This window comes from Cronobacter turicensis, from assembly GCF_041222865.1.
GTDB lineage: Bacteria > Pseudomonadota > Gammaproteobacteria > Enterobacterales > Enterobacteriaceae > Cronobacter > Cronobacter turicensis.
In genome coordinates this window covers 4,141,044-4,153,018 of the sequence record NZ_CP165997.1, presented here as the reverse complement: position 1 = coordinate 4,153,018, position 11,975 = coordinate 4,141,044, and the positions used below count along the sequence as shown (strand labels likewise).

At 53.1% G+C, this 11,975-nt stretch carries 7 protein-coding genes, 4 tRNA genes and 3 rRNA genes; 12 read left to right on the top strand and 2 right to left on the bottom strand.

The genetic code is table 11. The annotated features are described in order from the left end of the window. Positions 1–227 precede the first annotated feature (227 nt). From AB8W27_RS19810 to AB8W27_RS19780, 7 genes are all read left to right on the top strand, one after another. Positions 228–1,770: ribosomal RNA gene (locus AB8W27_RS19810) — 16S ribosomal RNA — on the top strand. A 68-nt stretch (positions 1,771–1,838) separates the two neighbouring features. Then, positions 1,839–1,915: transfer RNA gene (locus AB8W27_RS19805), tRNA-Ile, on the top strand. Between the two features lie 33 nt (positions 1,916–1,948). Continuing rightward, positions 1,949–2,024: transfer RNA gene (locus AB8W27_RS19800), tRNA-Ala, on the top strand. 168 nt (positions 2,025–2,192) lie between these two features. After that, positions 2,193–5,094 (top strand): 23S ribosomal RNA (locus AB8W27_RS19795). A 91-nt stretch (positions 5,095–5,185) separates the two neighbouring features. Beyond that, a 5S ribosomal RNA gene (gene rrf, locus AB8W27_RS19790) occupies positions 5,186–5,301 on the top strand. The 16S, 23S and 5S rRNA genes sit together here with 4 tRNA genes alongside, the layout of an rRNA operon. 54 nt (positions 5,302–5,355) lie before the next feature. Continuing rightward, positions 5,356–5,432: transfer RNA gene (locus tag AB8W27_RS19785), tRNA-Asp, on the top strand. Between the two features lie 8 nt (positions 5,433–5,440). Continuing rightward, a tRNA-Trp gene (locus tag AB8W27_RS19780) sits at positions 5,441–5,516 on the top strand. A gap of 105 nt (positions 5,517–5,621) precedes the next feature. Here AB8W27_RS19780 and hdfR read toward each other — a convergent pair. After that, positions 5,622–6,455 carry an HTH-type transcriptional regulator HdfR gene (hdfR, locus tag AB8W27_RS19775; RefSeq protein ID WP_282914022.1) on the bottom strand — a complete coding sequence of 278 codons (834 nt, stop codon included), beginning with the start codon at positions 6,453–6,455 and terminating at the stop codon, positions 5,622–5,624. A gap of 107 nt (positions 6,456–6,562) precedes the next feature. Here hdfR and AB8W27_RS19770 point away from each other — a divergent pair, with 107 nt between their 5' ends. Continuing rightward, positions 6,563–6,901, top strand: coding sequence for a DUF413 domain-containing protein (locus AB8W27_RS19770; protein ID WP_012814869.1), 339 nt, complete (start codon positions 6,563–6,565; stop codon positions 6,899–6,901). 80 nt (positions 6,902–6,981) lie between these two features. On the opposite strand, the gene AB8W27_RS19765 is transcribed toward AB8W27_RS19770, so the two are convergent. Next, positions 6,982–8,502 (bottom strand): YifB family Mg chelatase-like AAA ATPase, encoded by a 1,521-nt coding sequence (locus AB8W27_RS19765; protein WP_012814870.1) that lies wholly within the window; start codon positions 8,500–8,502, stop codon positions 6,982–6,984. A 351-nt stretch (positions 8,503–8,853) separates the two neighbouring features. Here AB8W27_RS19765 and ilvL point away from each other — a divergent pair, with 351 nt between their 5' ends. From ilvL to AB8W27_RS19745, 4 genes are all read left to right on the top strand, one after another. Continuing rightward, positions 8,854–8,952, top strand: coding sequence for an ilv operon leader peptide (gene ilvL, locus AB8W27_RS19760; protein WP_071601137.1), 99 nt, complete (start codon positions 8,854–8,856; stop codon positions 8,950–8,952). A gap of 138 nt (positions 8,953–9,090) precedes the next feature. Beyond that, a complete protein-coding gene (gene ilvG, locus AB8W27_RS19755; RefSeq protein WP_012814872.1) occupies positions 9,091–10,737 on the top strand; it encodes an acetolactate synthase 2 catalytic subunit in 1,647 nt (548 codons plus the stop codon). Next, complete coding sequence (gene ilvM, locus AB8W27_RS19750) at positions 10,734–10,991, top strand: acetolactate synthase 2 small subunit (RefSeq protein WP_012814873.1); 258 nt, start codon at positions 10,734–10,736, stop codon at positions 10,989–10,991. The genes ilvG and ilvM overlap by 4 nt, the downstream gene beginning before the upstream one ends. Positions 10,992–11,011: 20 nt before the next feature. Continuing rightward, a complete protein-coding gene (locus tag AB8W27_RS19745; protein ID WP_007766320.1) occupies positions 11,012–11,941 on the top strand; it encodes a branched-chain amino acid transaminase in 930 nt (309 codons plus the stop codon). The last annotated feature ends 34 nt before the right edge of the window (positions 11,942–11,975 follow it).

Here is an 11,975-nt window from a genome sequence, read left to right as displayed (position 1 = left end):
AAATAAACGCTTGACTCTGAAAGAGGAAAGCGTAATATACGCCACCTCGCGACAGCAGGCTGAAAGCCTTGCCGCACCGCTCTTTAACAATTTATCAGACAATCTGTGTGGGCACTCGGGGCACTGATATCTTAACGTCTTCGGACGATAAATGAATATCAAGTCTCAAGTGAACAACAGTTAATTCATTACGAACTAACAGTTTAATTCTTTGAGCATCAGACTTTTAATTGAAGAGTTTGATCATGGCTCAGATTGAACGCTGGCGGCAGGCCTAACACATGCAAGTCGAACGGTAACAGAGAGCAGCTTGCTGCTCTGCTGACGAGTGGCGGACGGGTGAGTAATGTCTGGGAAACTGCCTGATGGAGGGGGATAACTACTGGAAACGGTAGCTAATACCGCATAACGTCTTCGGACCAAAGTGGGGGACCTTCGGGCCTCATGCCATCAGATGTGCCCAGATGGGATTAGCTAGTAGGTGGGGTAAAGGCTCACCTAGGCGACGATCCCTAGCTGGTCTGAGAGGATGACCAGCCACACTGGAACTGAGACACGGTCCAGACTCCTACGGGAGGCAGCAGTGGGGAATATTGCACAATGGGCGCAAGCCTGATGCAGCCATGCCGCGTGTATGAAGAAGGCCTTCGGGTTGTAAAGTACTTTCAGCGAGGAGGAAGGGATTGTGGTTAATAACCGCAGTCATTGACGTTACTCGCAGAAGAAGCACCGGCTAACTCCGTGCCAGCAGCCGCGGTAATACGGAGGGTGCAAGCGTTAATCGGAATTACTGGGCGTAAAGCGCACGCAGGCGGTTTGTTAAGTCAGATGTGAAATCCCCGGGCTCAACCTGGGAACTGCATTTGAAACTGGCAAGCTTGAGTCTCGTAGAGGGGGGTAGAATTCCAGGTGTAGCGGTGAAATGCGTAGAGATCTGGAGGAATACCGGTGGCGAAGGCGGCCCCCTGGACGAAGACTGACGCTCAGGTGCGAAAGCGTGGGGAGCAAACAGGATTAGATACCCTGGTAGTCCACGCCGTAAACGATGTCGACTTGGAGGTTGTGCCCTTGAGGCGTGGCTTCCGGAGCTAACGCGTTAAGTCGACCGCCTGGGGAGTACGGCCGCAAGGTTAAAACTCAAATGAATTGACGGGGGCCCGCACAAGCGGTGGAGCATGTGGTTTAATTCGATGCAACGCGAAGAACCTTACCTGGTCTTGACATCCAGAGAATCCTGCAGAGATGCGGGAGTGCCTTCGGGAACTCTGAGACAGGTGCTGCATGGCTGTCGTCAGCTCGTGTTGTGAAATGTTGGGTTAAGTCCCGCAACGAGCGCAACCCTTATCCTTTGTTGCCAGCACGTAATGGTGGGAACTCAAAGGAGACTGCCGGTGATAAACCGGAGGAAGGTGGGGATGACGTCAAGTCATCATGGCCCTTACGACCAGGGCTACACACGTGCTACAATGGCGCATACAAAGAGAAGCGAACTCGCGAGAGCAAGCGGACCTCATAAAGTGCGTCGTAGTCCGGATTGGAGTCTGCAACTCGACTCCATGAAGTCGGAATCGCTAGTAATCGTGGATCAGAATGCCACGGTGAATACGTTCCCGGGCCTTGTACACACCGCCCGTCACACCATGGGAGTGGGTTGCAAAAGAAGTAGGTAGCTTAACCTTCGGGAGGGCGCTTACCACTTTGTGATTCATGACTGGGGTGAAGTCGTAACAAGGTAACCGTAGGGGAACCTGCGGTTGGATCACCTCCTTACCTGAAAGATACAACCTCGCGTGCTCACACAGATTGTCTGATAGAAAGTAAAGAAGCAAAACCTCTACAGGCTTGTAGCTCAGGTGGTTAGAGCGCACCCCTGATAAGGGTGAGGTCGGTGGTTCAAGTCCACTCAGGCCTACCAACTCCGCAGGAGTTGAAGAGGTTTAACTACGATGGGGCTATAGCTCAGCTGGGAGAGCGCCTGCTTTGCACGCAGGAGGTCTGCGGTTCGATCCCGCATAGCTCCACCATCACTTCAGAGTGTACTCACTGAGTATACTGCGAAGTATTTGCTCTTTAACAATCCGGAACAAGCTGAAAATTGAAACAGACATGCTGTTGCATTTCTCCGTAATAAGGAATGCGCGGTGTGTCAGAGTCTCTCAAACTCGCAGCACGAAGACTTCTTCGGGTTGTGAGGTTAAGCGAACAAGCGTACACGGTGGATGCCCTGGCAGTCAGAGGCGATGAAGGACGTGCTAATCTGCGAAAAGCGTCGGTAAGGTGATATGAACCGTTATAACCGACGATGTCCGAATGGGGAAACCCGGTGCACTCTGGTGCATCATCGTTTGATGAATACATAGTCAAACGAGGCGAACCGGGGGAACTGAAACATCTAAGTACCCCGAGGAAAAGAAATCAACCGAGATTCCCCCAGTAGCGGCGAGCGAACGGGGAACAGCCCAGAGCCTGAATCAGCTTGTGTGTTAATGGAAGCGTCTGGAAAGTCGCACGATACAGGGTGAAAGTCCCGTACATGAAAGCACACAGGTTGTGAGCTCGATGAGTAGGGCGGGACACGTGATATCCTGTCTGAAGATGGGGGGACCATCCTCCAAGGCTAAATACTCCTGACTGACCGATAGTGAACCAGTACCGTGAGGGAAAGGCGAAAAGAACCCCGGCGAGGGGAGTGAAACAGAACCTGAAACCGTGTACGTACAAGCAGTGGGAGCCTTCGTAAGAGGGTGACTGCGTACCTTTTGTATAATGGGTCAGCGACTTATATTCTGTAGCAAGGTTAACCGTATAGGGGAGCCGAAGGGAAACCGAGTCTTAATTGGGCGTTAAGTTGCAGGGTATAGACCCGAAACCCGGTGATCTAGCCATGGGCAGGTTGAAGGTTGGGTAACACTAACTGGAGGACCGAACCGACTAATGTTGAAAAATTAGCGGATGACCTGTGGCTGGGGGTGAAAGGCCAATCAAACCGGGAGATAGCTGGTTCTCCCCGAAAGCTATTTAGGTAGCGCCTCGTGAATTCATCTCCGGGGGTAGAGCACTGTTTCGGCTAGGGGGCCATCCCGGCTTACCAACCCGATGCAAACTGCGAATACCGGAGAATGTTATCACGGGAGACACACGGCGGGTGCTAACGTCCGTCGTGAAGAGGGAAACAACCCAGACCGCCAGCTAAGGTCCCAAAGTCATGGTTAAGTGGGAAACGATGTGGGAAGGCCCAGACAGCCAGGATGTTGGCTTAGAAGCAGCCATCATTTAAAGAAAGCGTAATAGCTCACTGGTCGAGTCGGCCTGCGCGGAAGATGTAACGGGGCTAAACCATGCACCGAAGCTGCGGCAGCGACACTATGTGTTGTTGGGTAGGGGAGCGTTCTGTAAGCCGTCGAAGGTGTGCTGTGAGGCATGCTGGAGGTATCAGAAGTGCGAATGCTGACATAAGTAACGATAAAGCGGGTGAAAAGCCCGCTCGCCGGAAGACCAAGGGTTCCTGTCCAACGTTAATCGGGGCAGGGTGAGTCGACCCCTAAGGCGAGGCCGAAAGGCGTAGTCGATGGGAAACAGGTTAATATTCCTGTACTTGGTGTTACTGCGAAGGGGGGACGGAGAAGGCTATGTTGGCCGGGCGACGGTTGTCCCGGTTTAAGCGTGTAGGCTGACTTTCCAGGCAAATCCGGAAAGTTAAGGCTGAGGCGTGATGACGAGGCACTACGGTGCTGAAGTGACAAATGCCCTGCTTCCAGGAAAAGCCTCTAAGCATCAGGTAACATTAAATCGTACCCCAAACCGACACAGGTGGTCAGGTAGAGAATACCAAGGCGCTTGAGAGAACTCGGGTGAAGGAACTAGGCAAAATGGTGCCGTAACTTCGGGAGAAGGCACGCTGACATGTAAGTGAAGCCCCTGCGGGTGGAGCTGAAGTCAGTCGAAGATACCAGCTGGCTGCAACTGTTTATTAAAAACACAGCACTGTGCAAACACGAAAGTGGACGTATACGGTGTGACGCCTGCCCGGTGCCGGAAGGTTAATTGATGGGGTTATCGCAAGAGAAGCTCCTGATCGAAGCCCCGGTAAACGGCGGCCGTAACTATAACGGTCCTAAGGTAGCGAAATTCCTTGTCGGGTAAGTTCCGACCTGCACGAATGGCGTAATGATGGCCAGGCTGTCTCCACCCGAGACTCAGTGAAATTGAACTCGCTGTGAAGATGCAGTGTACCCGCGGCAAGACGGAAAGACCCCGTGAACCTTTACTACAGCTTGACACTGAACATTGAGCCTTGATGTGTAGGATAGGTGGGAGGCTTTGAAGCGTGGACGCCAGTCTGCGTGGAGCCAACCTTGAAATACCACCCTTTAATGTTTGATGTTCTAACCTGGCGCCGTGATCCGGCGTGGGGACAGTGTCTGGTGGGTAGTTTGACTGGGGCGGTCTCCTCCCAAAGTGTAACGGAGGAGCACGAAGGTCAGCTAATCCTGGTCGGACATCAGGAGGTTAGTGCAATGGCATAAGCTGGCTTGACTGCGAGAGTGACGGCTCGAGCAGGTGCGAAAGCAGGTCATAGTGATCCGGTGGTTCTGTATGGAAGGGCCATCGCTCAACGGATAAAAGGTACTCCGGGGATAACAGGCTGATACCGCCCAAGAGTTCATATCGACGGCGGTGTTTGGCACCTCGATGTCGGCTCATCACATCCTGGGGCTGAAGTAGGTCCCAAGGGTATGGCTGTTCGCCATTTAAAGTGGTACGCGAGCTGGGTTTAGAACGTCGTGAGACAGTTCGGTCCCTATCTGCCGTGGGCGCTGGAGAATTGAGGGGGGCTGCTCCCAGTACGAGAGGACCGGAGTGGACGCATCACTGGTGTTCGGGTTGTCATGCCAATGGCACTGCCCGGTAGCTAAATGCGGAAGAGATAAGTGCTGAAAGCATCTAAGCACGAAACTTGCCCCGAGATGAGTTCTCCCTGAGACTATAAGTCTCCTGAAGGAACGTTGAAGACGACGACGTTGATAGGCCGGGTGTGTAAGCGCAGCGATGCGTTGAGCTAACCGGTACTAATGAACCGTGAGGCTTAACCTTACAACGCCAAAGAAGTCTGGCGTGTTGAGAGAGAGATTCAGCTTGTGACGGATAAATGTTCATGGCGAAAGCGGTGAACAGACAGAATTTGCCTGGCGGCTGTAGCGCGGTGGTCCCACCTGACCCCATGCCGAACTCAGAAGTGAAACGCCGTAGCGCCGATGGTAGTGTGGGGCCTCCCCATGCGAGAGTAGGGAACTGCCAGGCATCAAATTAAGCAGTAAGCCGGAACAATAATCCGGTGGTGTGAAGAAATTCGGTGGAGCGGTAGTTCAGTCGGTTAGAATACCTGCCTGTCACGCAGGGGGTCGCGGGTTCGAGTCCCGTCCGTTCCGCCACCCTATTTAGGGGCGTAGTTCAATTGGTAGAGCACCGGTCTCCAAAACCGGGTGTTGGGGGTTCGAGTCCCTCCGCCCCTGCCAGAAATTATCCTTAGCTTCGGCTAAGGATTTTTTTTATCTTTTATCCGCCGTAAAATCCCTCCTATTACCGTATCTTTCCCTTTGCAAAATTCTAAAAACCACACGTTAAGTAATTACCGGGATCTTAAGTAGATCTTTTATATTATTGTTTTTATCACTATTTTGCAGCCAGATAGCATAAAGCGGCCGGGAGAGCGTCGCGCTATCCAGTACCGGATGCAGCTCGCTTTTTTCTTTAGCCCAGTTAACCGGTAACCAGGTGCATCCCTGCAATTCCGGCAGCATTTTTCTGGCGATATCGGCCGAGCTGGTTGTCAGCACAGGAATATCCTCTGGCGTCACCAACCCTGCTTCGTGCTGCTGGAAGTCCGGTCCCCACTCAAGTCGAAGATAATTGAGGCTGGTCTTACTGCGCTCCGGCAACGCGCAATAAAGGCCAAGGGCAAAATGTCCCAGTAACTGGCTCGAAAACTCGTCCATTTTGGGCGCTTCAGTGGTGATAAGCAGATCTAACTGACGTTCATGCAGCTGTTTAACCAAAGACTGTCGCTGAGCAATACGTGCTTCAAATTGCATAGAGCCTTTGTCCTGGTAAAGCCTTGTCAGCCATCCGGAAAGCATACACTCCCAAAGAGATGCGCTTGCGCCAATAGAGAAAAGGTTATGGCGTGATGTCTGTGCGACATCTTTGCGCGCCGTCTGCCAGATATTCATTAGGTTTTCGGCATACGGTAACAATCTTTCACCTGCTGCCGTCAGACGTATGTTATTGCGGTGACGAGTAAAAAGATTAACACCCAGTTGGTTTTCCAGCTGACGGATACGAAAGCTCACCGCCGACTGTGTCAGATAAAGCGCTTCAGCCGCTCTGCCAAAATGGCGCGTTCGGCTGACTTCAAGAAAGGTTTTTAGCAAGTCGGTATCCACATCCCACTCCACAAAAAAATTTGTCGTAATGATTTAAATGTTTTGTTTTACACTCTGTCAAGCGTAACTAATACTCCGCGCCATAAATAGCTCGGCCAAGAGAATTAGGAGCGTGTAGGATGGCGGAAAGCTTTACGACGACTAATCGATTTTTCGACAACAAATATTATCCGCGCGGGTTCTCTCGCCATGGTGACTTCACCATTAAAGAAGCACAGCTGCTTGAGCGTCATGGCTATGCCTTTAATGAACTGGATCTGGGCAAACGTGAGCCTGTGACCGCTGAAGAAAAACAGTTTGTTGAAGTCTGTCGCGGTATTCGCGAACCTGCTACTGAAGCAGAGCGCGTGTGGTCCAAATATATGACCCGAATTAAGCGTCCCAAGCGTTTCCATACCCTGTCTGGCGGCAAGCCGCAAATGGAAGGGGTGGATGATTTCGTGGAAACGGATGACTAATTACAAATGGGGCGCAAGCCCCATTGTCTTATGTATCGCCTGCTGTCGGGTTAATGTGTGTATATGGCATTTCATTCACGCTATGCCATCATGTTCTGCAAATGCGCCAGCATCCTGTCTATTGCGCGGTAACTCAGCGCTTCCATCAGATGTTCACGACCAATTTTTTCTTTCTGCTCACTATCAGCAATAGTGCGCGCCACTTTAAGTAAACGCTGCCAGGCGCGAACAGATAGTCCCAGTTTAATTAACGCGGCTTCCAGCCACTGCGCATCTTCCGGGCTAAGTACACAGAACTGGCGTATCTCCTTGTTATCCAGCATGGCATTGAGCTTCCCCTGCCGTACAAACTGACGTTCGCGGCTTTGAATCACTCGCTCCCGCACGTGTGAACTGCTTTCGCCTGGCTGTCCCGCCTGACTAAGCATACCTGGCGGAGGAAGAGGAATTTCGAGCGAGATATCAAACCTGTCGAGAAAAGGACCTGAAAGCCGGCCAAGATAACGTAGCGTTTGCTCCGGCGTGCAGCGGTTATGGTTACCCTGGTAGTGTCCTGTCGGGCTGGGATTCATAGCGGCGATAAGCTGAAAGCGTGCCGGATAGGTCAGTTTCGCCCGCGTCCGTGAAAGATGAATTCGCCCGGATTCGATGGGCTCGCGTAATGCATCCAGCACGCGCCGCTCAAATTCAGGTAATTCATCCAGAAAAAGTACGCCGTTATGCGCGAGTGAAATCTCTCCAGGCGCAGGTATCGCTCCTCCACCCACCATGGCATTCAGCGAGGCGCTATGGTGAGGGGCTCTGAATGGCCGCTGACGCCACTGATGATGCAAGGAGACGGGATTGACCAGACTAAGTATTGCAGCGCTCTCCAGTGCCTCCTGGTCGCTCAGAGGCGGTAGTAACCCATTGAGTCTGCTTGCGAGCATCGTTTTACCGGTGCCGGGTGGCCCAATAAACAGCAGGTTATGCCCACCTGCTGCCGTCAACTCCAGCGCGCGTTTCCCTTGCGGTTGCCCGATCACTTCGTTCAGGTCTCCCGCAGGCTCTCTGAATTCAAAGCCGGAAGGCGTGGCTGGTTCCAGCGTGGTTTTCCCTTCCAGAAAAGCGCACACCTCCTGTAGATGATGAGCGACAAGACAGCCCTCCTTGTTAATGAGCCCGACTTCGGGTGCATTATCATGCGCGACGATAATTTTCCTTTGGCACCCAAGCGCCTCCATAGCAGCTGAAATTGCACCGGGTACGCCTCTCAGTGCGCCTGTGAGCGCGAGCTCTCCTACAAATTCATACTCACCAACATGCGATGCGCTCAGTTGCTCTGAAGCAGCGAGAAGCGCTATCGCAATCGGCAAATCATATCGTCCCCCTTCTTTTGGCAGATCGGCCGGAGCGAGGTTGATAGTGATCTTTTTAGCCGGGAAATCATAACCACTGTTGATAAGCGCGCTACGTACCCGGTCCCGGGCTTCTTTAACCGTGGTTTCCGGCAGGCCAACAATCGTCAGGCCGGGCAGCCCTGCGCTGATATGTACCTCGACTGTCACCAACGGCGCTTTAACGCCAAGCGCCGCTCGGGTATGAATAATTGATAGCGACATAATCCCTCCTCAGGCCTGAAGCATCGCCAGGATGAAGACGTTGATCGAGGTGTAATTCGCGATTTTTCGGCGCAGATAGCAATCTTTTGCTGCAAGAAAATGCAAACTCTCAATTTGCCCGAGACGTCTCGCAAAAGCGTAATAAGTTTTCGGAAAGGCATTGCGCCGCACAGCGCGATCGCTAAAAATCCTGAAAAAATTTCAGTTAACGCTACTGGTTGATTACGTTGGGTTTTAATAGATTTGCTGAATGTATTGCAGTGCCGCGTCATAAATATTTCTTGTCACAGCTTTGTTCTCTGTGATAACTCTTTAGGTATTCCTTCGAATATGACGTAAGTACATACAGAAATGACAACCCTTCTACTAGTGATTAGCCTGGTCGTGATTAGCGTGGTGGTGATTATTAACCCACCGTGCGGGGCTGCACTCGGAAGAAGAAAGGCTTAGAAATCAAGCCTGAATCATCGAAAACCCCCGCACCGAAAGGTCCGGGGGTTTTTTTATGACCTAAAACTTAAGCGAGGAACAGAAAATGAGTAGTAGCATAAAATTCTGTTGTCCGCATTGTAAGGCGGGGAACTAACTATGAATGGCGCACAGTGGGTGGTACATGCTTTGCGAGCTCAGGGAGTGGATACGGTTTTTGGCTATCCGGGCGGGGCAATAATGCCGGTTTATGATGCGTTATACGACGGCGGCGTGGAACACCTACTGTGTCGGCATGAACAGGGCGCAGCAATGGCTGCCATCGGCTATGCACGTGCCACGGGTAAAACCGGCGTGTGTATCGCTACCTCCGGGCCAGGCGCTACCAACCTGATCACGGGCCTTGCGGATGCGCTGCTGGATTCGGTTCCCGTTGTAGCTATCACGGGCCAGGTCGCGGCGCCACTTATCGGTACGGATGCTTTTCAGGAAGTCGACGTACTCGGTTTATCGCTCGCCTGTACCAAACACAGCTTTCTCGTGGAGTCACTGGAAGAGCTGCCGGAAATCATGGCGCATGCTTTTCATCTGGCGAGTTCGGGGCGCCCTGGGCCGGTCCTGATCGATATTCCTAAAGATATTCAACTGGCCAGCGGGGAACTCGAGCCATGGCTCTCCAGTGTAGAGGACACGTTTGTTGTGCCTCAGGCGGAGCTGGAGCAGGCGCGTACATTACTGAGCCAGGCTGAAAAACCGATGCTCTATGTGGGCGGTGGCGTGGGCATGGCGCAGGCGGTACCTGCGCTGCGCGAATTCATGGCACAAACGCAAATTCCCTGCGCAGTCACGCTTAAGGGGCTTGGTGCGGTCGAAGCGAGCTATCCGGGCTACCTGGGTATGCTGGGCATGCACGGCACCAAAGCCGCTAACCTGGCGGTGCAGGAGTGCGATTTGTTGATAGCGGTCGGCGCACGCTTTGACGATCGCGTCACTGGTAAGCTCAATACCTTTGCTCCCCACGCCAAAGTTATCCATATGGATATCGATCCGGCAGAGCTGAACAAGCTGCGTCAGGCGCATGTCGGGCTGCCGGGCGATCTCAACGCATTATTACCTGCGCTGCAACGCCCGATGGCGATCGACGCCTGGCGCGAACGCGTCGCGGCGCTGCGAAGTGAACATGACTGGCGTTACGATCATCCAGGCGAAGGTATTTTTGCGCCGTTGTTGTTAAAACAACTCTCGGACCGCAAGCCAGCGAACAGCGTTGTGACTACCGATGTAGGCCAGCATCAGATGTGGGCGGCGCAGCACATGCGCTTCAGCCGTCCGGAAAATTTCATTACTTCAAGCGGTCTCGGCACCATGGGATTTGGGCTGCCGGCCGCGGTAGGCGCACAAGTGGCGCGCCCGGAAGATACCGTTATCTGCGTGACCGGCGATGGTTCATTCATGATGAACATCCAGGAGCTGGGTACCGTAAAACGCAAGCAGCTGCCGCTGAAGATAGTCCTGCTGGATAACCAGCGCCTGGGAATGGTGCGCCAGTGGCAGCAGCTTTTCTTCTCGGAGCGTTACAGCGAGACGAATCTGTCCGACAACCCTGATTTTCTGACGCTGGCCAGCGCCTTTGGCATTGCCGGTCAGCGCATCACCCGTAAAGACCAGGTGGAAGCCGCGCTGGAAACGATGTTCAACAGCGAAGGCCCTTATTTGCTGCACGTTTCAATCGATGAAGCTGAAAACGTCTGGCCTCTGGTGCCTCCTGGCGCCAGCAACTCACAAATGCTGGAGAAAATATCATGATGCAACATCAACTCGCCGTACAGGCTCGCTTTCGCCCGGAAACCCTGGAACGTGTGCTGCGCGTGGTGCGTCACCGTGGCTTTCAAATTTGCGCCATGAATATGGCGGCGTGCGCTAATGCGCAAAATATAAATATTGAGCTGACCGTTGCCAGCCCGCGTCCAGTCGAATTACTGTTTAGTCAGCTAAGCAAACTGGTCGATGTCGCGTGCGTCGAGATCCAGCAACCAACATCACAACAAATCCGCGCCTGAGCGCAAAAGGAAGAAGAAAAATGACGACGAAAAAAGCTGATTACATTTGGTTCAACGGCGAAATGGTTCCCTGGGGCGAGGCGAAGGTTCACGTCATGTCTCATGCGTTGCACTACGGTACATCAGTCTTTGAAGGGATCCGTTGCTACGATTCGCACAAAGGTCCGGTCGTGTTCCGCCATCGTGAACATATGCAGCGCCTGCGTGATTCCGCCAAGATTTATCGCTTCCCGGTTAGCCAGTCTGTTGATGAGTTAATGGAAGCCTGCCGTCAGGTCATTCGCGAAAACAAACTCACCAGCGCGTACATCCGTCCGCTGGTGTTCGTGGGCGATGTCGGTATGGGGGTTAACCCGCCTGAGGGCTACAAGACAGACGTCATTATCGCCGCGTTCCCGTGGGGCGCGTATCTGGGAGCGGAAGCGCTGGATCAGGGCATTGACGCGATGGTTTCTTCATGGAACCGCGCGGCGCCAAATACCATTCCTACTGCTGCAAAAGCGGGCGGTAACTATCTTTCCTCCCTGTTGGTCGGCAGCGAAGCGCGTCGTCACGGTTATCAGGAGGGTATCGCTCTGGATGTTCACGGTTATATCTCTGAAGGCGCAGGCGAAAACCTGTTTGAAGTTAAAGATGGCGTGATTTATACCCCGCCGTTTACCTCTTCCGCGCTGCCAGGCATCACTCGTGACGCCATCATCAAGCTGGCCAAAGAGATGGGCATTGAAGTTCGCGAGCAGGTGCTCTCCCGTGAGTCCCTGTACCTGGCGGATGAAGTGTTTATGTCCGGCACCGCGGCGGAAATCACGCCGGTGCGTAGCGTTGACGGCATTCAGGTAGGCGAAGGCCGCTGTGGTCCGGTCACCAAACGCGTTCAGCAGGCATTCTTTGGCCTGTTCACGGGTGAGACCGAAGATAAATGGGGCTGGCTGGACCAGGTTAACCCGTAAGCACAATAACACCTGCACGGGCGGCATCAGCCGC